This window comes from Mycolicibacterium novocastrense (genome assembly GCF_001570485.1).
In the GTDB taxonomy this organism is placed as follows: Bacteria; Actinomycetota; Actinomycetes; order Mycobacteriales; family Mycobacteriaceae; genus Mycobacterium; species Mycobacterium novocastrense.
Window position 1 is genome coordinate 82,192 of the sequence record NZ_BCTA01000026.1, and the last position, 18,968, is coordinate 101,159.

At 67.6% G+C, this 18,968-nt stretch carries 20 protein-coding genes and 1 pseudogene; 12 read left to right on the forward strand and 9 right to left on the reverse strand.

What is annotated here, in order from left to right; all coding sequences use genetic code 11:
• Window positions 1-9 precede the first annotated feature (9 nt).
• From RMCN_RS08755 to RMCN_RS08765, 3 genes are all read right to left on the reverse strand, one after another.
• A complete protein-coding gene (locus RMCN_RS08755) occupies window positions 10-822 on the reverse strand; it encodes a DUF427 domain-containing protein (protein ID WP_067388437.1) in 813 nt (270 codons plus the stop codon).
• Window positions 823-851: 29 nt separating this feature from the next.
• Window positions 852-2,234 carry an acyl-CoA dehydrogenase family protein gene (locus tag RMCN_RS08760; protein WP_067388440.1) on the reverse strand — a complete coding sequence of 461 codons (1,383 nt, stop codon included), beginning with the start codon at window positions 2,232-2,234 and terminating at the stop codon, window positions 852-854.
• Between the two features lie 104 nt (window positions 2,235-2,338).
• The gene (locus RMCN_RS08765; RefSeq protein WP_067388442.1) at window positions 2,339-2,638 is read right to left on the reverse strand and encodes a hypothetical protein; all 300 of its coding nucleotides are present in this window, start codon (window positions 2,636-2,638) and stop codon (window positions 2,339-2,341) included.
• Between the two features lie 271 nt (window positions 2,639-2,909).
• Here RMCN_RS08765 and RMCN_RS08770 point away from each other — a divergent pair, with 271 nt between their 5' ends.
• Entirely contained in the window at window positions 2,910-3,218 is a 309-nt protein-coding gene (locus tag RMCN_RS08770; RefSeq protein WP_064413010.1) for a hypothetical protein, read from the forward strand.
• A 69-nt stretch (window positions 3,219-3,287) separates the two neighbouring features.
• Here RMCN_RS08770 and RMCN_RS08775 read toward each other — a convergent pair whose 3' ends face one another.
• Window positions 3,288-3,557, reverse strand: a complete 270-nt coding sequence (locus RMCN_RS08775) for a hypothetical protein (RefSeq protein WP_067388444.1) — start codon at window positions 3,555-3,557, stop codon at window positions 3,288-3,290.
• A gap of 99 nt (window positions 3,558-3,656) precedes the next feature.
• On the opposite strand from RMCN_RS08775, the gene RMCN_RS08780 reads away from it, so the two are divergent.
• Window positions 3,657-4,625 carry a pirin family protein gene (locus RMCN_RS08780; RefSeq protein ID WP_067388446.1) on the forward strand — a complete coding sequence of 323 codons (969 nt, stop codon included), beginning with the start codon at window positions 3,657-3,659 and terminating at the stop codon, window positions 4,623-4,625.
• Here the strand turns inward: RMCN_RS08780 and RMCN_RS08785 are convergent.
• Together RMCN_RS08785 and RMCN_RS08790 are read right to left on the reverse strand one after the other, a co-directional pair.
• The gene (locus tag RMCN_RS08785; RefSeq protein WP_067388448.1) at window positions 4,606-6,774 is read right to left on the reverse strand and encodes an FUSC family protein; all 2,169 of its coding nucleotides are present in this window, start codon (window positions 6,772-6,774) and stop codon (window positions 4,606-4,608) included. The genes RMCN_RS08780 and RMCN_RS08785 overlap by 20 nt on opposite strands.
• 14 nt (window positions 6,775-6,788) lie before the next feature.
• On the reverse strand, window positions 6,789-7,355 hold the full coding sequence (locus RMCN_RS08790; protein WP_067388449.1) for a TetR/AcrR family transcriptional regulator: 567 nt from the start codon (window positions 7,353-7,355) through the stop codon (window positions 6,789-6,791).
• A gap of 145 nt (window positions 7,356-7,500) precedes the next feature.
• On the opposite strand from RMCN_RS08790, the gene RMCN_RS08795 reads away from it, so the two are divergent.
• The 9 genes and pseudogenes from RMCN_RS08795 to RMCN_RS08835 all read left to right on the forward strand — a co-directional run bounded on the left by RMCN_RS08795 (window position 7,501) and on the right by RMCN_RS08835 (window position 15,815).
• Entirely contained in the window at window positions 7,501-8,136 is a 636-nt protein-coding gene (locus RMCN_RS08795; protein ID WP_064413115.1) for a TetR/AcrR family transcriptional regulator, read from the forward strand.
• Window positions 8,137-8,199: 63 nt separating this feature from the next.
• Entirely contained in the window at window positions 8,200-9,135 is a 936-nt protein-coding gene (locus tag RMCN_RS08800; RefSeq protein WP_067388451.1) for a class I SAM-dependent methyltransferase, read from the forward strand.
• Window positions 9,136-9,327: 192 nt separating this feature from the next.
• A complete protein-coding gene (locus RMCN_RS08805; protein WP_067388452.1) occupies window positions 9,328-10,728 on the forward strand; it encodes an aldehyde dehydrogenase family protein in 1,401 nt (466 codons plus the stop codon).
• 61 nt (window positions 10,729-10,789) lie between these two features.
• Window positions 10,790-11,653 carry an SDR family oxidoreductase gene (locus RMCN_RS08810; RefSeq protein ID WP_064413017.1) on the forward strand — a complete coding sequence of 288 codons (864 nt, stop codon included), beginning with the start codon at window positions 10,790-10,792 and terminating at the stop codon, window positions 11,651-11,653.
• Window positions 11,654-11,658: 5 nt separating this feature from the next.
• A pseudogene (locus RMCN_RS08815) lies at window positions 11,659-12,619 on the forward strand (NADPH:quinone oxidoreductase family protein).
• The gene (locus RMCN_RS08820) at window positions 12,619-13,326 is read left to right on the forward strand and encodes a haloacid dehalogenase type II (RefSeq protein WP_067388454.1); all 708 of its coding nucleotides are present in this window, start codon (window positions 12,619-12,621) and stop codon (window positions 13,324-13,326) included. Before RMCN_RS08815 ends, RMCN_RS08820 begins: the two are co-directional and overlap by 1 nt.
• 77 nt (window positions 13,327-13,403) lie before the next feature.
• On the forward strand, window positions 13,404-14,147 hold the full coding sequence (locus tag RMCN_RS08825; protein ID WP_067388455.1) for a methyltransferase domain-containing protein: 744 nt from the start codon (window positions 13,404-13,406) through the stop codon (window positions 14,145-14,147).
• Between the two features lie 9 nt (window positions 14,148-14,156).
• Entirely contained in the window at window positions 14,157-14,642 is a 486-nt protein-coding gene (locus RMCN_RS08830; RefSeq protein WP_064413021.1) for a DUF456 domain-containing protein, read from the forward strand.
• A 9-nt stretch (window positions 14,643-14,651) separates the two neighbouring features.
• Window positions 14,652-15,815, forward strand: a complete 1,164-nt coding sequence (locus RMCN_RS08835) for an LLM class flavin-dependent oxidoreductase (protein WP_067388457.1) — start codon at window positions 14,652-14,654, stop codon at window positions 15,813-15,815.
• Window positions 15,816-15,822: 7 nt separating this feature from the next.
• On the opposite strand, the gene RMCN_RS08840 is transcribed toward RMCN_RS08835, so the two are convergent.
• From RMCN_RS08840 to RMCN_RS08850, 3 genes are read right to left on the reverse strand one after another with little or no spacing between them, the layout of a single operon-like run.
• Complete coding sequence (locus tag RMCN_RS08840; protein ID WP_067388459.1) at window positions 15,823-16,626, reverse strand: tyrosine-protein phosphatase; 804 nt, start codon at window positions 16,624-16,626, stop codon at window positions 15,823-15,825.
• Window positions 16,627-17,886, reverse strand: a complete 1,260-nt coding sequence (locus RMCN_RS08845; protein ID WP_067388461.1) for an acyl-CoA dehydrogenase family protein — start codon at window positions 17,884-17,886, stop codon at window positions 16,627-16,629.
• Window positions 17,887-17,909: 23 nt separating this feature from the next.
• Window positions 17,910-18,164, reverse strand: coding sequence for a hypothetical protein (locus RMCN_RS08850; RefSeq protein WP_064413025.1), 255 nt, complete (start codon window positions 18,162-18,164; stop codon window positions 17,910-17,912).
• 216 nt (window positions 18,165-18,380) lie between these two features.
• Here RMCN_RS08850 and RMCN_RS08855 point away from each other — a divergent pair, with 216 nt between their 5' ends.
• Window positions 18,381-18,968 (forward strand): peroxiredoxin, encoded by a 588-nt coding sequence (locus RMCN_RS08855; RefSeq protein ID WP_067388777.1) that lies wholly within the window; start codon window positions 18,381-18,383, stop codon window positions 18,966-18,968.

Genomic DNA, 18,968 nt, shown 5'->3' on the forward strand with positions numbered 1-18,968 from the left:
GCTCGGCGCTCAACTCCACTGGGTTGTGGGGCGTTCCCGGCGCACACCATCCACGGTGACGTCGACGCGCTCGTCGAAAAAGCAGATGCGGTCGCGGACGCGTTCGCCGTCGGGCAGCGGATCGCGGTACGTCCACGCGGCGTCGGGCGGCCCGTCGGGAACCGAGAAGTACGACGCCCGGCCCTTGTACGCGCAGTAGGAGATGGTGTCGCTGTCGACGAGGTCGGCGACGACGTCCTCGCGCGGCAGGTAGTACCGCACCGGCAGATGCGTCTCGAACAGCAGCAGCGGGCGCGTGGACTCCGCGAGCAGCTGGCCGTGCGATTCGATGCGGACGTGGCGGCTGCTCGTCAGGATGTCGATGCGGTGGTACGGGTCGTGCGGATGGCTGACGATCGGCTCGTCCTCCTCGTGCCACTCGAACGCGCCGAAGTCCAGCACCGCATAGCCGGCGAGGTCGGGATCCTCGGGTTGGAAGGCCGCTGCGGGTGCCGTCTCCTCGCCGGCGATGACGTCGAACTCGGCGCCGGGACACGAATGGGTGCCGAACGGAACCGTCGGATCGAGCACGGCGCGGTCGATGCCGGGACGATCCGCGTCGTCGTCGCCGGACTCGGCGCCCGCGGGCACCAACTGCCCGGCGAGGTCGGTGAGCGGGACCGCGTACGTCGGCAGGATCCGGCGTGGTTCCCACACCAGCAGGGCGTCACACGTGTCGACGAGGGGTTCACCGGCCAGGGCTACGCGAATCCGCTTCGGCGTCGGTTCGTATCGCAGGGCGTCGAGGCTTCCGCGCAGGAGGTCGGCCATCCGAACGGCCATCGGGCACCTCTTGTCTGCTTATCTGCGAGTCATTTACGCGGCGGGCGCAATACGTTCATCGCCAACCGCATTATCGGCGCGGGCACCCGATCCTTGGCCGACAGCGCGGCGTCGGCGGCCCGGCCCCGCAGCGGCGTGCCGCGACCGAACATCCTGTTGAACGGGCCGCCGGTGGGTTCGAGGTCGAAGTGCAGCGGAGGCTTTCCGTCGGCGGCGCCGAGCGCATTGGCGATGACGACCCGCTGAATCTCGCTGGTGCCCTCGAAGATGGTGTACAGCTTGGCATCCCGATACCACTTCTCGACGGGATGATCCTTGATGTAGCCCCAGCCGCCCATTGTCTGAATGGCGCGCTCGGTGGCGCGGACCGCGACCTCGCTGGCCGCCAGCTTGGACATCGAGCCCTCGCCGCGTTCAAACGGGACACCGCTGGCAGCCATCCACGACGCCCGCCAGGTGAGCAGGCGGGCGCCGTCGAGCGTGGTCGCCAGTTCGGCGAGCGGGAACGCGATGCCCTGATTGTCGATGATCGGGGCGCCGAACGCCTCCCGCCGGTTGGCGTACTCCGTGGCGTATTCCAGTGCCGCCCGGGCGATTCCGAGCGCCTGAGCGGCGACCATCGGCCGCGTCTGCTCAAAAGTGCCGAGCGTCGCCGAACCCGAGTGCTTGGCCCCTTCGACGGCCTCGCGGGCCTTGCCGAGCTTGTAGTCGAGTTTCTCCTGGCCGCCGAGCAGGTTCTCGCCGGGGATGCGCACGCTGTTGAACTTCAACTCCGCGGTGTGCGAGGCACGGCAGCCGAGCTTGTCGAGTTTGCGGACCATTTCCAGTCCCGGGGTACCGCCGGGGACGATGAACAGCGCCTGGCCCTTGTGGCCGAGCTCCTGGTCGACGACGGCGTTGACGACGTGGACGTTGGCGATGCCCCCGTTGCCGATCCACATCTTGTGTCCGTCGATGATCCAGTCTTCACCGTCGCGGCGGGCCGTGGTGCGCAGGTTGCGAACGTCGCTCCCGCCCTCGGGCTCCGAGATCGCCAGCGCCGCCAACTTGAGATCACCTGGCGTGCCGAAGCATTCGGGTGCCCACTGCAGCATCTGTTCGGGTGAGGCGGCCTGGCCGATGGCCGACAGCGCGAGCGCCGGCATCACCACGGCCAGGCCGATGCCCGCGCATCCCCAGAACAGCTCCTCCATGAACATCGGCAGGGAGAGCCCGGTCGGGTCGCCGATCAGGTCGCGGTAGAACAGGGGACTGTAGAAGCCGCGGGCGGCGGCCTCCTCGAGAACCGGCCAGGGGAACTCCTGGCGCTGGTCGTAGTCAAGCGCTACGGGACGGATGCACTGCTCGGCGAATTCGTGGGTCCGTCGCGCCAGGTCGTGCTGCGCCTCCGTGGGCGTCAGGTCGAAAGCCACGACAGTGTGTTAGCCGCGCTTCGGCAATCCGAAACACTTGTTCGCTGAAATGGACGGCCCCCGGATGCCAGGGGGTGCATCCGGGGGCCTGTCTCGCGGGGTGGCTACTTGACGTCCAGGTAGATCGTCTTGTTGATCACCCGGGTGTTGCGGTCACCGCCGACGCCCAGGCTGTCGGTCTGGGTGTAGGTCTGACCGGGGCGCACCGCCACCACCGACGCCTTGTCCAGCGGGGCGTTGCCGATGCGGTTCACGACCACGTGGTAGCCCTGCGATTCCAGCTCGCTGATGGTCTGCTGCGCGTTTCCGGGTCCGGACGGTGCGGCCGCGACGGGCGAGGCCAGTCCGATCAGGGCGGCGGCAAAGGCGCTAGCGGCGACGGTAGCGATACCAAACTTCTTCATTTGGGAGCCTTCTTCGGTTGTTCGTTTCGTATCCGAGCCGTGGCATGTGTCGCGGTTCGTAGCTGCAGCTGATCTTGGAAACCGCGTGGTCAAAGGTTTTAATTCCGATGGCAGAAATTGATTGCCGGATGGCAGGAATCGTGCCGAGGGACCGCCGATCGCCCAGGTTCGGGTGTCCGAATTGGCCCGCCGCGGACGCGTGTGAGCGGTGGTGTCGGCGGTCGCGGACAACCCGCATTCAGCGGCGGCGCTTCGAACGTATGATCGAACAATGGGTGAGCTGAAGGGCATCGGGTACAACGGGCAACCCGTTCAGCAAGCCTTCCGGCGGGTCGATCCGCCGATCGCCGTGCTCGTCGACCTGGCCGCGGTCTTTCCCCGCGAGCCGCACGCCGTCGGCGGCTACAACCCGGCCGGTCTGCAGATGCATGCGGTGGTCGAAGGGCGACTGACGTGCTGGGGGTTGTGCGAGCAGGGCTGCTGGTGGGGGTGGGTCACCTACGAGATCGCCTACGGCGCGCGCCGCAAACCCGTCACGCACTGGATCCCCGCTTGGACGCTCAAGCCCAAGGCGGAGTAGCGGCGGCGTCGATGGGCAACGCGTCGAGGGCCTTCGCACCCTCCCACGATCGGTAGACCCAGCTCATCGCTACGACGCGGCCTGACCGAGCCGCCGCTGCGCCTCTCCGGGGGAGATTCGCAAACGCCGAGCCACGTCCCGAGGCGTCGCGCCCCGATCGAGGAGCAGCCGGCCGAACAGCCGTTGTTCGAGTGCCGCCGCTTGGTGGTCGAGCTTGTCGAGCTGGTCGATCAGCGCGTACAGCTCGGTACGTGTCAGACCGTCGAGCCGGAGGGCCGCGAGCTCTCGGTACAGCGACTCCAGCGCGGTGAGCACTTCGGAGATTGGATTCGAACGCATGTACGAAAGGCTAGCGCGCGGGTACGACAAGCCGCCCTGGCGACAGGTCCGATGCGCCGGCCGGGGAATGAATCGGACCTCAGTCCGGTTAACCAGAGTATGCCTGCGATTACCGCCGATACGCTCACGCTTCCCCGCATCGCCGCGGCCGGACCGTCCGACACCGACCGCCCCGTTCGGTCGATCACCACGGGCCCGCGCGGCTTCGAAGGCGAGGGTTTCCCCGTCGTCCGCGCCTTCGCCGGAGTCTCGGCCGCCGAGCTCGATCCGTTCGTTCACATGGACCAGATGGGTGAGGTGGAGTACGAACCGGGAGAGCCGCGAGGCACCGACTGGCATCCGCACCGCGGGTTCGAAACCGTCACCTACATGATCGACGGCCGATTCGCGCACCAGGACTCCCACGGCGGCGGCGGGCTGATCACCGACGGCGCCACCCAATGGATGACCGCCGGCTCGGGAATCCTGCACATCGAGACGCCACCCGCCGAGCTCGTCGAGAGCGGCGGCATGTTCCACGGCATCCAGCTGTGGGTCAACCTGCCCCGCAAGGACAAGTTCGCGACGCCGAGATACCAGGCGATCGAAGGCGGCCAGGTCACGCTGTTGTCGTCCGACGACGGCGGCGCGCTGGTGAGGGTCGTTGCCGGTGACATCGGCGGCCACGTCGGCCCCGGGGCGACGCATACTCCGATCACGTTGGCGCACAGCTCGATTCAGCCCGGAGCCCGGCTTGACCTGCCGTGGAGGCGCGACTTCAACGCGCTGGTCTACGTGTTGTCCGGGCGCGGAACGGTCGGCCCCGTGGCACACCCGATCCAGCAGGGGCAGCTGGCGGTGCTCGGCCCCGGTGACCGGATCCGAGTGCAAGCAGACCGGAGCCAGGACGCTCACCGTCCCGCCCTTGAAGTGCTGATCCTGGGCGGTCTTCCGATTCGCGAACCCGTGTTCCAGTACGGACCTTTCGTGATGAACAGCAAGTCCGAGCTGATCGAGGCGCTCGAGGATTACCAGGCCGGCAAGTTCGGCCAGATCCCTCCGAACGCCCTCATGCCTCACCGCCCTTAGTCGAGGGAGCGGGGGCGGGCTTGGGATAGAGCAGGTTCAACGCCCCGAGATGGGCGGCGACGGCCACCAACGGCATTGCCGCGGATACCGCGAGATCGTCGTCGGTGGCCTCGGCCCGCAGGGACGTCACGAAGTCGTCGCTGAGCGGCGGTGGGGAATGGACCGTACCGCCGGTGACCCTCGCGCAGATCGCCTCGGCGTGGGTTTCGAGCACCTGCCTGGTCTGCGGATAAATCCCGTGCGGCGGGGGAACGACGTCGGCGATCAGTTCGGCGGCGGCGCGGAGCCTGACGGCCCGGTTTGCCGATCGCACCGCGGGCCCGCGGATATCGGTCGGGCCGCTACTCTCTGAAAGGAACTGTCGCACTGCGTCATCCACGGTCCGCGTCGCCCGTAGCGCCTGCTGGCTCAGCGCGAGCACCCGATCGGTGGCCTCCTCCGACGCCCCGCGGGTCACCCTCAGCACCGCCGCCTTGAGGAATGTCGCGCCAACGGCGAACGCGTCGTCGATGGCCCGCCCCAGCCGGTTACCCACACCCCGTGGCCACAACAGGACCGACACGACCACTCCCACGAGCGCGCCGACCACGACGTCCTCGACGCGTATGAGGCCGACGCTCCAACCCGTCGGCGCAATCAGGTTGAAGATGATCAGCACCATCATCGTGAAGGCGGCCTGCCCGGCGATGAAGGACGCGACCTCCGGAACGAAGGCCGATCCGAAAGCCACCAACGGCAACAGCATCCACATGACGACCGGATCGACGCCGACGAGCTCGATGAGCCCGACACCCAACAGAAATCCGAGCGCGGTACCGGCGACGGCCCGTAGCATCCGTGTTCCGGTGGTCAGCGCGCTGCTGCGCAGTACCGACATCGCTCCGAGTACGACCCAGAATCCGTGCTCGAGGGGGAACAGGTGGGTGACGGCGACGGCCAGCGCCAACCCGAGGCCCGTGCGGATGCTGTTGCGCAACACCACCGCCCGGGTGGCCAGGAACCCACGGGTGATCGCAGCGACGGCGGTGGTCTCGGGCATCACCCAGTCCGCGGTCCCCGTCTTGGGAAGGCCACGGCCCAGCACCCGGGCCCACACGGGGCGGGCGTCGGCGGCCGCGGCATTGCGGATGATGCGGCCGGTGACCCCGACCGTCGCCGAGAACGTGCGTCGCCCAAGGAGGTTGCGGCCCACGGCGATCGCGTCCGCGTCGTCGGAGGATGCGAGGATCTCGAGGATGTCCTCCCGGTAGCGGCCCTGGGCGATCTCGCGGAGTTCGGTGAGCGCCGCGTCCAGGTCGGCGGTGCGGGCGGCGCGGGTCGAGACGTCGGAGATCTGCAGTACGGCAGCCGAATCCCGCAACACCCGAATCAGCGGGTATTTCATCTCGCCGAGGAGTCGCCCCGTCCCGTCGGTGATCCGGTCCGACAGCCAACCGAGGTCGTCGACCACCCGGACCAGGGCGCGGCTGCCCGCGGTGAGCGCGACGGGTCGGTAGTCGGCACCCAGGAACGTCTCCCACAGATGGTTCATCGCCCGGGTCACGTTCTTGGCCGGAGTGGTGCCCTGCAGACAGTCGGCCAGCCGGTCGCACACGCGCGCGGCGCCGCTGCGCAGCTCGTCGTGATGGCGCGGCGGCAGCAGGAACAGGGCGGCGGGCACACAGAACACGAGCGCGATGAACCAGCCGAGCAGCCGATCGGGGATGGGCCCGGCGGGAGTACACGCGGGCAGCACGAACGTCATCAGCGTGGCGCGCTGCCCGGCGGCGATGATCTCGCTGAGCACCCCCGAGAACGTGACCACCACCCCGAGGACGAACATCGCCGCGACGCTGAGCCACGGATGCGGTGCCACCAGGGTGCCGAGCGTGATCAGGACGGCGCCGTTGACGGCCAGCCCGAGGTAGGCCAGCGCGCGCGCCGGCCGGTTTCCCGGGAAGTCGACCAGGATCAGCAGCGCGACCGAACCGAAGATCGTGATCATCGGCGTCTGGGTCCCACCGCCGACCGCGAAGCTCACCGCGGCCGCGATCGGCAACACGATGGCTGCCCGGATCGCACGGCGCAGCGCGTCGAGTTCGGGATCGCGCCGTCGCAGGCGGTCCTCCGCGTGGCGCCACACCGGGGCGACGACTTCAGTGAGCGACAACCCCGCTGCCCGCGCTAATCGACGTCGGGGACCGACGCGAACCGACCGTCGTCGAGCGCCTCGCGCAATTCCCCGGAGATCCACCGCAACCCCTCGGGGTCGCGCGGCAACGTCGTCTGCTCATAACCGACGAAGACGTAGCTCGCGCATTCGGCGAACAGCTGCGCCTGCCTCTTGTGCTGCAGGATTTCGAACGCCGATTCGTACAAGATGTCGAAGCGCTGCTGATCGACCGCGACCTGCACCTCGTGCACGTGCGGGTCCAGCGCACTCCACACCCGGATGGCGGATTCCGCGCTGTGCGGCACGTCGAGGGCGGATTCGAACAGGGCGTCGATGCGCCGCCGCGGGTCGGGCTCGGCGCGCACCGCTTCGATCACCCGCACGGTGCGCTCCTGCGTCCAGTGCGCGAGCAGCTCCCTGGTGTAGGCGGGCCAGTTCGGGAAGTAGTGGTAGAACGACCCGGTCGTCACGCCGAGGCGTTGACAGACCTCCGCGAGCTTCAGACCGCCGTATCCCAGATCGGACAGGATCTCGATACCCACGTCGAAGTAACCGTCCCGCGATACGACGCTCCCCATTACCTGGACATTAGTTCTAAGGTGGGCCGATTCTCTACGTCGAATTTCTCGGCGGCGAAAACCGCAATTTGCTGATAAAAGGCAGGTCGGAACCCCGGGGAAGCTGACGACTGAAGGACCACGTGACGTGTGGCACAATTTGACCGTGCCGCATACGGCGAGTAGAGGTCCGGGTCGTCCTCCCGCAGCGAAGGCTGCCGAGACGCGTGAGCGCATCATAGGAGCCGCGCGCGAGGTTTTCAGCGAACTCGGATACGACGCCGCCACCTTCCAGGCGATCGCGATTCGCGCGGATCTGACCCGCCCCGCGATCAACCACTATTTCGCCAACAAGCAGGTTCTATGGCGCGAAGTCGTGCAGCAGACCAACGCCGCGATAGTCAGCGCGGGGAAAGCGCGCGCACAAGACGAAACCAGTCTGCTCGCCAGATTGTCGGCCTACTTCACCGCAGCGATGCAGGCTGACTCCGAAGATCGTTCGGCCGCAGCATTTTTGGTGACGTCGGTGCTGGAGGCGCAGCGCCATCCGGAGCTCAGCGACGAGGAGCACGATTCGCTCAAGCACTCGCGCGAGTTCGTGGCCTGGGCGGTCAACGACGCGATCGCGCGCGGCGAGCTCACCACCGACACCGAGGTCGACTCGCTCGTCGAGATGCTGGTCGCGGTCATGTGGGGCATGGGTTTCTACGCCGGATTCGTCGGCAGCCACGACGAGCTCAAAGCGGTGGTCCGCCAGTTCGAGCTGCTGATGTCCAACAACCTGTGGCGTCTGCAGACCTGACGGCGGGGTGACCTGCCCCACTGCTCGATAGCCTGCCTAAGTTCTTCGGTATCCTGGCGTCCGATGAGTTCGCTGCGCACTGAAGACGACACCTGGGACATCGCCACCAGCGTGGGCACCACCGCGGTCATGGTGGCATCCGCGCGGGCCGCCGAGACCGACCGAGACGACGCGCTGATCCGTGATCCGTTCGCCAAAGTGCTGGTCGCGGGTGCCGGTGGCGGTGTCTGGGACGTCATGCTCGACCCGCAGACCCGCGTGAAGGTCGCCGAGGCGGATGAAGACGTCGCGGCGATCTTCGAGCACATGGGCAACTACCAGGCGGTGCGGACGCACTTCTTCGACGAGTACTTCACCGATGCGGTCGAGGCGGGTATCCGGCAGGTCGTCATCCTGGCGTCGGGGCTCGACTCCCGCGCGTACCGCCTGCAGTGGCCCGCGGGTACGACGGTGTACGAGATCGACCAGCCCAAGGTGCTCGAGTACAAGGCCGCCCGGTTGGCCGAGCAGGGCGCGTTGCCGACCGCCAAGCGCGTCGCGGTCGCCGTCGACCTGCGCCAGGACTGGCCGGCCGCGCTGCAGGAGGCGGGCCTCGACCCCGACGCCCCGACCGCGTGGCTGGCCGAGGGCCTGCTGATGTACCTGCCCGCCGACGCGCAGGATCGGCTCTTCGAGCAGATCACCGCGCTCAGCGCGACCGGTAGCCGCGTCTCGGTGGAGACGGTCGGAGTGCAGGCCGAGGAGCGGCGCGAGCAGATGCGGGAACGTTTCGAGCGGGTCCGGGCGCAGCTCGGCATGGAGGAATCCGTCGACGTCGCGGAGCTGATGTACAACGATCCCGACCGCGCGGACGTCTCCGAATGGCTCGACGCGCACGGCTGGCGCTCGACCGCGGTGACCTCGCAACAGGAGATGCGCCGGTTGGACCGCTGGGTGCTTCCCGAGGAATACACGAACGACGACGGGTTCTCCGAGTTCGTCATCGCGTACAAGGTCTGATCTACCGCGCGTCGGGCACCGAAGCTCGCGCGAGCGACCGCGTTTGTACGCTGATTCGCGGCGTGTCGAGGGACGAACACGGTCGCTCGCCCGATTGCGCGGGGTCCACGTACAAGGAGTGAGAGAGGCCTTCTGGGCGGCCCAACCGGTTGGTTAGGATCGGGGCATTCCTCGGGTCAGGAAGGACTCCCCATGACCACCGATATCGCCACGTCGGCACAAGCCACCGAAGACATCCCCAGCATCGTGCGCCGCCTGCGCGACACCTTCAAAACCGGCCGCACGCGGGATATCGAGTGGCGCATACGCCAGCTCAAGGCGATCGAACGCCTCGCCGTCGAGAACGAGGAGGCCATCGCCGCCGCGCTCGAACAGGATCTGGGGCGCAACCGCTTCGAGGCGTGGCTGGCCGACATCGCGAGCACCGCGGGTGAGGCCAAGGACGCCGCGAAGAACGTCAAGAAGTGGACCAAGCGCCGCTACCGGCTGCTGGAGATGTCGCAGCTGCCCGGCCGCGGCTGGGTCGAGTACGAGCCGTTCGGCACGGTGCTGGTCATCGGCGCGTGGAACTTCCCGTTCGTGTTGACGCTCGGCCCGGCGATCGGGGCGATCGCGGCGGGCAACACCGTGGTCCTCAAGCCCTCGGAGGTCTGTCCGGCATCGTCGGCGCTGATGGCCGAACTGGTGCCGCGCTACCTCGATTCCGACGCGGTCGCGGTGGTCGAGGGCGACGGCTCGGTCAGCCAGGAGCTCATCGCGCAGGGGTTCGACCACATCTGCTTCACCGGCGGCACCGAGATCGGCCGCAAGGTCTACGAGGGCGCCGCACCGCATCTGACGCCGGTCACGCTCGAACTCGGCGGCAAGAGCCCGGTGATCGTCTCCGCCGATGCCGACATCGACGTCGCGGCCAAGCGCATCGCGTGGACCAAGCTGATCAACTCCGGGCAGATCTGCATCGCGCCCGATTACGTGCTGGCCGACGCGAAGATCCGCGACAAGCTGGTCGACAAGATCAAAGAGGCGGTGACGACGTTCGAGTCGGAAAACCCCGACGGCAAGCGCATTGTCAACGAACGGCACTTCGGGCGGCTGACCGAAGCGTTGGCCGCGACCAAGGGTGAGGTGGTCGTCGGTGGCGGTTCGGACGCATCGAAGATCAGCATCCAGCCGACCGTCGTCGTCGATCCCGACCCGGCGGAACCGTTGATGACCGACGAGATCTTCGGCCCGATCCTGCCGGTGGTGACGGTCCAATCACTCGACGACGCAATCAGTTTCGTCAATTCCCGGCCCAAGCCGCTGGCGGCCTACCTGTTCACCAAGACCAAGAGCATCAGGGAACGGGTGATCAAGGAGGTGCCCGCGGGCGGGATGGTGGTCAACCACCTGCTGTTCCACTTCGCCACCAACAAGCTGCCCTTCGGCGGCGTCGGCCCCTCGGGTATGGGCGCCTACCACGGCAAGTACGGCTTCGAGCAGTTCAGTCACAAGAAGACCGTGATGACCAAGCCGACCCGACCCGATGTCGGTGCGTTCATCTATCCCCCGTATACAGAGAAGGCGCTGAAGCTCGCCAAACGCCTGTTCTAGCGGTTCCGGTGGCGCCCGGCGCATCTGATCCGAAACCGCAGAATGTTCAGAAAGGAACCCCATGCCAGGAGTGCAGGATCGCGTCATCGTCGTCACCGGGGCCGGAGGTGGGCTCGGGCGCGAATACGCGTTGACGCTCGCCAAGGAAGGCGCCAGCGTCGTCGTCAACGACCTCGGCGGTGCTCGTGACGGCACCGGCGCCGGCCACAACATGGCCGACCAGGTCGTCGCGGAGATCAAGGACGCCGGTGGCCGGGCGGTGGCCAATTACGACTCGGTCGCCGAGTCCGAGGGTGCCGAGAACATCATCAAGACCGCTCTCGACGAGTTCGGCAAGATCGACGGCGTGGTCTCCAATGCGGGCATCCTGCGCGACGGCACGTTCCACAAGATGACGTTCGAGAACTGGGACGCGGTGCTCAAGGTGCACCTCTACGGCGGCTACAACGTGATCCGCGCGGCCTGGCCGCATTTCCGGGAGAACAGCTTCGGGCGCATCGTCGTGGCCACCTCGACCAGCGGCCTGTTCGGCAACTTCGGCCAGGCCAACTACGGCGCCGCCAAGCTCGGCCTCGTCGGCCTGATCAACACGCTGGCCCAGGAGGGCGCGAAGTACAACATCAAGGCCAACGCGGTCGCCCCGATCGCGGCCACCCGGATGACGCAGGACATCCTGCCGCCGGAGGTGTTCGAGAAACTGACGCCGGAATATGTTGCGCCGGTGGTGGCCTACCTGATGACCGAGGAACTGCCCGACACCGCCTCGGTGTTCATCGTCGGCGGCGGCAAGGTCCAGCGCACCGCGCTGTTCCAGAACGAGGGCATCACCTTCTCCGAGGTTCCCTCTGTCGACGACATCGCCGCGAAGTGGGGCGAGATCACCGATCTGTCGGCGGCGCAGCGGGCGACGTTCAGCCTCGGCTGAGTTCGATGAAAGCGCTTGTCGCGCAGGAACTCACCGGCCCCGCCGGACTGGTCTACACCGACGTCGATGATGTCGGCGGCGAGGATGTTGTTGTCGTCGACGTCGGTGCGGCCGGGGTCAGCTTCCCCGACCTGTTGCTGCTGCGCGGCGAATACCAGCTGCGGCTCGAGCCACCGTTCGTCCCCGGCATGGAGGTCGCCGGGGTGGTGCGCTCGGCGCCGTACGAGTCGGAATACCAGCCCGGGCAACGGGTGACGGCGCTGTCCATGCTCGGCGGATGGGCCGAGCAGGTGGCGGTCTCGCCCGACAACCTGACGCCCACCCCGGACGGCCTCGACGACGCGCAAGCCGTTGCGCTGCTGGGTAACTACCAGACGATGTACTTCGCGCTGGCCAAGCGCGGTGCGCTGCGGCCAGGTGAGACGGTGCTGGTGCTCGGATCGGCGGGCGGCATCGGGGTGGCGAGCATCCATCGCGAAGGCGTTGGGCGCCAGGGTTATCGCGTTGGTGCACCGGCCGCATGCCATGGAGTTCGTCGAGTCGCTCGGCGCCGACGTCGTGCTGCCGTTGACCGACGGGTGGTTGAAGGCGGTCAAGGAGGCGACCGACGGCCGCGGCGTCGATCTGGTGGTCGACCCGATCGGCGGTGACGCGTTCGACGATGCGATCCGCGCGCTCGCCGTGGAGGGTCGGCTGCTGGTGATCGGCTTTGCCGCGGGCGGTATTCCGACGGTGAAGGTGAACCGGTTGTTGCTGCGCAACGTCGCGGTGATCGGTGTGGGCTACGGCGAGTACGTGAACCGCAAGCCCGGTTCGCAGTCGGTGTTCGAGTTCGGCGTGGCACAACTCGTCGAGGCCGGTCTTCGCCCGCCGCCGCCCATGCGCTATCCGCTGTCGAAGGGCACCGACGCGTTGCAGGCACTCGCCGACGGCGGGGTGCTGGGCAAGGTCGTGCTGGAGCCGTAGTGGCGCCGCGCGCGTTGGCGTTCGACACGTTCGGCACGGTGGTCGACTGGCGGTCGAGCATCATCCGCGAGCTCGAGGAGTTCGGCAGCGACCTTGGCGTGCACCGGGACTGGGCCGGGATCGCCGACGATTGGCGGGCCGGCTATCCGCCCGCCATGGATCGGGTGCGCCGCGGCGAGCTGCCGTGGACCAACATCGACGGCCTGCACCGCATGATCCTCGTCGAGCTGCTGGAGGCGGCGGGCATCGAGGGCGTCGACGATGCCGCCGTCGACCATCTCAACCGGGCCTGGCACCGCCTGGACCCGTGGCCCGACGCTGTCGAGGGTCTCACCCGATTGAAGGCCCGCTACCTCATCACGACGCTGTCCAACGGCAACGTCTCGCTGCTGACGAACATGGCCAAGCGGGCGGGACTGCCGTGGGACTGCGTGATCTCCGCCGAGCTGTTCCGCCATTACAAACCCGATCCCGAGGCGTACCTCGGATGCGCCGAGCTGCTCGACGTCGCGCCCGGCGAGCTGATGCTGGTGGCCGCGCACGCCAGCGATCTGCGCGGGGCCAAGCGCGCGGGCCTGATGACGGCCTACGTGGATCGGCCGCTGGAATACGGAGCCGGCCGACGCCGCCCGTCGAAGATCGAAGACGGTGAATTCGACGTCATGGCAGCAGATTTCGTCGATCTGGCCGACCAGCTCGGGGCGTAGCGCAGTGGGGATTTGTGAGTGAAAACGCTCGCACAGCGAACGGAATCACTCACAAGTCGCGGGGGTAGCGTGGAAGCGTGACCGATGCATCCTCGCTGCCGCCGGCGCTGCGCCGGGCGGTCGAGCTGTTCGCCGAACCGCCGACGCGCCTCGATCTGCGCGACGGCTACCTTGACCTGCTCGACGACGCGGCATCGCCGAACCAGGCTCCGCCCGAGAACAAGGGTCTGATCCAGGCCGTGTGGGCCTCTGGTCCGGGGTCGATGTTCTACGACTACGCGCAGGGCTTCGCCCGCAGATTCGTGGGCGCATGGCAGTTGCCGATCGAGTGGCTCGACATCCCGAAGGGCGGTGTCGCGCTCGACATCGGAAGCGGGCCGGGCAACGTGACCGCCTCGCTGGCCCGCGCGGCCGGATCCGACGGGCTGGCGCTGGGCATCGACATTTCCAGACCGATGCTGGCGCGGGCCGTCAGCGCACAGGCCGGGCCCAACGTCGGATTCCTGCGCGCGGACGCCCAGCGGTTGCCGTTCCGGGACGCGACCGTCGACGCGGTGACATCGCTGGCGGTGGTGCAGCTGATCCCCGAGCCCGCCTCGGCGGTGGCCGAGATGCACCGGGTGCTGCGGCCCGGCGGACGGATCGCCATCATGGTGCCGACCGTCGGCAGCGTGCCCCCGCCGTTGCGATGGTTGTCGCGGGGCGGGGCGCGCTTCTTCGCCGAGGACGAACTGGGCGACCTGTTCGAACAACGCGGATTCGAGCGCGTGCGCACCAAGACCATCGGCAACATGCAGTGGGTGCGGGCCCAGCACCCGTAAATTCGACGCATGAGCGCCGGTGGGATCGTGCTTGTCGCGTTGGCCATCGCGGTCGGCATCGTCGGCATCGTGGTGCCGCTGCTTCCCGGCACGCTGCTGGTGTTCGGGGCGATCGCGGTGTGGGCCGTCGTCGAGAGCGAGCCCACCGCGTGGGTGACGCTGGCCGTGGCGACGGTGCTGCTCGGCGCAGCGGCGCTGATCAAGTACACGTGGCCGGTGCGGCGGATGCGCGAGGCCGATGTGCGCACCCCGAGCCTGTTGGCGGGCGGGGTGCTCGGCGTGATCGGTTTCTTCGTGATTCCCGTTCTGGGGCTGGCGATCGGTTTCGTACTGGGTGTCTATCTCGCCGAACTCACCAACCGCCACGACCGGCGCGCGGCGTGGACGTCGACGAAGCACGCGCTCAAGGGCGTCGCCCTGTCGGTCGGCGTCGAAATGGCCGGAGCGCTGCTCGCCACCGTCGTTTGGGTCATCGGGGTGTACCTGACGCAGTAGCTTGCAGGCATGGCCAAGCTGCGTTTCGGATACTTCATCGCACCGTTCCACCGCGCCGGCACCAACCCGACGCTCGCGTTGCAGCGCGACCTCGAGCTCATCGAGCACCTCGACGCGCTGGGCTTCGACGAGGCGTGGATCGGCGAACACCATTCGGCGGGAAGCGAGATCATCAGTTCGCCCGAAGTGTTCATTGCGGCGGCCGCGCAGCGTGCCAAGCGGATCCGGTTCGGCACCGGGGTCATCTCGCTGGCGTATCACAATCCGCTGTGGGCGGCCGACCGGCTGATGCTGCTCGACCACCTCACCCACGGCCGCATCATCGGCGGCATGGGGCCCGGTTCGCTGCCCACCGACTCGGCGATGATCGGCCTGACGCCCACCGACACCCGCGAACTCCTGGAGACCAACCTCGACATCGTGGTGCGGTTGCTCAAGGGCGAAACGGTCTCGGCCAAGACCGCCACCCACGAACTCCACGACGCCAGGCTGCAACTGGCGCCTTATGCGGAGGACGGCATCCCACTGGCCGTCGCGGCGGTGGCCTCGCCGACCGGTGCGCGGCTGGCCGGCAAGCACGGGATCGGGCTGCTGTCGATCGGGGCGACGCTGGTCGTCGAGGGATTCGACGCGCTCGCGCACCACTGGGGCATCGCCGAGGAACGCGCGGCCGCGTTCGGCACCACGGTCGATCGCCGCAACTGGTCGCTGGTGTGCCCCATGCACATCGCCGAAACCGAGGAGCAGGCACGCGCCGACGTCCGCTTCGGCATCGAGCACTGGTACCGATACTTCCAGAAGGTCGCGGCGTTCCCGCAGATGGAGGTGCCCGGCGAGAACATCGACGAGGTCGTCGACATCATCAACGGCGCAGGCGCCGGCGTCATCGGAACGCCGGAACAAGCCCGCGCCCAGGTGCAGCGGCTGTGGGACCAGTCCGGCGGCTTCGGGTGCATGCTGCAGATGGGGCATGAATGGGCCAACCCGGCCGCCACCAAGCGCTCGGCGGAGCTGTTCGCCGCCGAGGTCATACCGCACTTCCAGGGTCAGGCCCAGCCGACGCTCGACGCCGCGGAGCGCGCCCGCGATGTGCGCCAGGAGCTGGCCCAGACGCAGCTGTCCGCGATCGAGCACATGAATCAGAAGTACGAGGCCGAAAAAGGCGGGAAGTGACGGCGTTTCAGCCGAGCAGGACGGCGCGCAGGCGCACGACCTCGTCGTCGGTGACGCCGGCGGCTTCGAGGTAGCCCCGCACCGAGCCGTAGTTCTCGACGATCGAACGTCGCGCGGTCTCGAGGTAGTCCTCGCGCACACCGAGGACCTCTTCTGTGAGTCGCGCCTCGGCGAAGGTGACGATCTCGTCGGTGGCGTCCTCGGACCGGTTGCGGATGGACTCGAGGATGCTCTCGCGCAGCTGCGACACCGCCTCGTTGCTGCGAAGGAAGTCGGCCACGATGGCGTCGCGCTCCACACCGACCGCCTCGAGCACCGTCGCGACCGTGAAGCCCGTGCGGTCCTTACCCGCGAAGCAGTGCGCGATGACCGGGCGTTGCCCGGCGAGCATCGAAATCACCTGGCGCACGGCCAGGTGCGCACCGGGCAGCGTGGGGAACTTCTGGTACTCCTCGGTCATGAACCGCCCCGCGGCCACCGCCACGTCCTCGTCATCGGGTTTCTCGGTCATCATGCGCTGGAAGCTCTGCTCATGTGGGGCCTCGGCGCCGGGCTTGGCCAGCTCGTGAAACGGCAGCCGGTGTATCGCGACGCCATCGGGCACCCGTCCGGGCCCGCGCCGCTCGACCTCACGATCCGAGCGCAGATCGGCGACATCGGTGATGTTCAAGCGGCGCAACAGCTCCCGGCCGGTCTCGTCCAGACCGCTCAGCTCGCTCGACCGGAAGAACTGCCCGGGTCTGATGCCGGTCTCCTCGGCGATGTCGCGGAAGTTCCACGCCCCTGACAGGGCGTCGGGGTTGCCCGCCACCTACCGAGCCCCGCCCGTCGCCGCGGGGCCGCCAGTCGCCGCCGTCGCGAAAGCGCTTTTCTCCCTGCCCAGTTCGGCGCGGGCGATGGTCCGCATGTGCACCTCGTCGGGCCCGTCGAACAGCCGCATCGCGCGGTGCCAGGCGTAGAGCCGCGCCAACGGCACATCGTCACAGATTCCCATGCCTCCGTGCACCTGAATGGCGCGGTCGATGACGTCGCACGCCATCTGCGGGGCCACCGCCTTGATCTGCGCGACCAGGACCTGCGCGTCCTTGCTCTTGTTGCCCTGCTGATCGATGGTCCACGCCGCCTTGTGGCACAACAGGCGGGCCTGGTCGATCTGGTTGCGCGACTTGGCAATCGACTCGCGCACCACACCCTGCTCGGACAGCGGCTTGCCGAACGCCACCCGCTTCTGCACCCGGTCGATCATCAGCGCCAGCGCCCGCTCGGCGGCGCCGATCGCGCGCATGCAGTGGTGGATCCGGCCGGGGCCCAGGCGGGCCTGGGCGATCGCGAACCCGCTGCCCTCTTCGTGGAGCAGGTTCTCGGCGGGCACCCGCGCGTTGTCGAAGACGATCTCGCAATGCCCGTGCTGATCCTGCCAGCCGAACACCGGCAGCGAACGCTGGATGTCGACGCCCGGGGTGTCGGTGGGCACCAGGATCATCGACTGCTGCTGGTGGCTGGCCGCATCCGGATTGGTCCGGCCCATCACGATCATGATCTTGCAGCGCGGATCGGCCGCGCCGGTGATCCACCACTTGCGACCGTTGATGACGTAGTCGTCCCCGTCGCGCAGCATCGTCGTCTCGATGTTGCGGGCATCGCTGGAGGCGACCGCGGGTTCGGTCATCGCGAACGCGCTGCGGATCTCGCCGGCCAGCAGCGGTTCGAGCCACTGCTTGCGCTGCTGCTCATTGGCGAACAGGTGCAGCGTCTCCATGTTGCCGGTGTCGGGGGCCGCGCAGTTGGTGACCTCGGGCGCGATCTCCATGCTCCAGCCGGTCAGCTCGGCCAGTTGCGCGTACTCGAGGTTGGTCAGACCGGACTCGGCGGGCAAAAACAGGTTCCACAGCCCGCGTTCCTTGGCGAGCTTCTTGAGCTCCTCGACGATCGGCGGGACGGTGTGGTCCTTCGGACCCGCCTCTTCGCGGTAGCGGTGGTACTCGGCTTCGGCGGGGAAGACGAATTCCGTCATGAAATCGCCCAGGCGCTGGTGGTAGTCGGAGGCCTTGGCCGACATCGCGAAGTCCATGCCCGCCACGATATGTCACCTCCTCAGACGGGTTTGTGCTGCGTCGGGCTTTGCCCGGACTCCCACTTGGCCTCCAGGCTGCGGGTCACCCGGGCGCCCGCGGCGTACTCGAGCTGAAACGTCGTACCGTCGTCGAGCTCGTAGGTGATGACGGCAGTGCCGTCGTTGACGTCCTTGTGCACCACCTTGCAGGGGACGGATTCGGCGCCCCGGTCGACGAGGACGATGTCGCCGGGCGTGACGTCCTCGATGCGGTCGTTCTCGGAGATGTTCGACATCCATCGACCGTAGCAACGTCGTAGTCGCGACGGTGCGCGCGCTCTTCGATGACTGCGTCCCACCGGGCCCCGAAATACGCTGACAGCGAACCTATTTCAGGGTGGCGGTGTGGCCACAATCACGTTCGTTTAGCTTGCCTTCGCATCGAGAAAGGTCGAGTACCGAGTAGGTAATCTGGACTGAATCCAAACTAAGCGATAAGGATGGTGCTCGCGATGGCATTGTTGACAATCGGTGACCAGTTCCCCCGGTACGACATGGCGGCGGTGGTCGGCGGTGACCTCTCTGAGGTCGATGCCAAGCAGCCCGACGACAATTTCACCCGCGTGACCAGCGAGGACCACGAGGGCAAGTGGCGGATCGTCTTCTTCTGGCCGAAGGACTTCACCTTCGTGTGCCCGACGGAGATCGCCACGTTCGGCAAGCTCAACGACGACTTCGAGGACCGCGACGCGAAGGTCATCGGCGTGTCGGTCGACAACGAGTTCGTCCACTTCCAGTGGCGCGCCCAGCACGAGGACCTCAAGAAGCTGCCGTCCCCGATGGCTTCGGACCTCAAGCGTGAGCTCTCGCTGGCGACCGGTGTGCTCAACGCCGACGGCGTGGCCGACCGGGCGACGTTCATCATCGACCCGAACAACGAGATCCAGTTCGTGTCGGTGACCGCCGGGTCCGTGGGCCGCAACGTCGACGAGGTGCTGCGGGTGCTCGACGCGCTGCAGTCCGACGAGCTGTGCGCCTGCAACTGGAAGAAGGGCGATCCCACGATCAAGCCGGCCGAGCTGCTGGCAGAGGCGGTGTGA

What these genes read in the sequence shown, in the direction of transcription:
- RMCN_RS08790 (WP_067388449.1), bottom strand. Translation starts at nt 7,355, where the DNA reads ATGGGGAGCGTCGTATCGCGGGACGGTTACTTCGACGTGGGTATCGAG.
- RMCN_RS08770 (WP_064413010.1), top strand. Translation starts at nt 2,910, where the DNA reads ATGGGTGAGCTGAAGGGCATCGGGTACAACGGGCAACCCGTTCAGCAA.
- RMCN_RS08800 (WP_067388451.1), top strand. Translation starts at nt 8,200, where the DNA reads ATGAGTTCGCTGCGCACTGAAGACGACACCTGGGACATCGCCACCAGC.
- RMCN_RS08850 (WP_064413025.1), bottom strand. Translation starts at nt 18,164, where the DNA reads ATGTCGAACATCTCCGAGAACGACCGCATCGAGGACGTCACGCCCGGC.
- RMCN_RS08780 (WP_067388446.1), top strand. Translation starts at nt 3,657, where the DNA reads ATGCCTGCGATTACCGCCGATACGCTCACGCTTCCCCGCATCGCCGCG.
- RMCN_RS08765 (WP_067388442.1), bottom strand. Translation starts at nt 2,638, where the DNA reads ATGAAGAAGTTTGGTATCGCTACCGTCGCCGCTAGCGCCTTTGCCGCC.
- RMCN_RS08855 (WP_067388777.1), top strand. Translation starts at nt 18,381, where the DNA reads ATGGCATTGTTGACAATCGGTGACCAGTTCCCCCGGTACGACATGGCG.
- RMCN_RS08775 (WP_067388444.1), bottom strand. Translation starts at nt 3,557, where the DNA reads ATGCGTTCGAATCCAATCTCCGAAGTGCTCACCGCGCTGGAGTCGCTG.
- RMCN_RS08830 (WP_064413021.1), top strand. Translation starts at nt 14,157, where the DNA reads ATGAGCGCCGGTGGGATCGTGCTTGTCGCGTTGGCCATCGCGGTCGGC.
- RMCN_RS08845 (WP_067388461.1), bottom strand. Translation starts at nt 17,886, where the DNA reads ATGGACTTCGCGATGTCGGCCAAGGCCTCCGACTACCACCAGCGCCTG.
- RMCN_RS08755 (WP_067388437.1), bottom strand. Translation starts at nt 822, where the DNA reads ATGGCCGTTCGGATGGCCGACCTCCTGCGCGGAAGCCTCGACGCCCTG.
- RMCN_RS08805 (WP_067388452.1), top strand. Translation starts at nt 9,328, where the DNA reads ATGACCACCGATATCGCCACGTCGGCACAAGCCACCGAAGACATCCCC.
- RMCN_RS08810 (WP_064413017.1), top strand. Translation starts at nt 10,790, where the DNA reads ATGCCAGGAGTGCAGGATCGCGTCATCGTCGTCACCGGGGCCGGAGGT.
- RMCN_RS08835 (WP_067388457.1), top strand. Translation starts at nt 14,652, where the DNA reads ATGGCCAAGCTGCGTTTCGGATACTTCATCGCACCGTTCCACCGCGCC.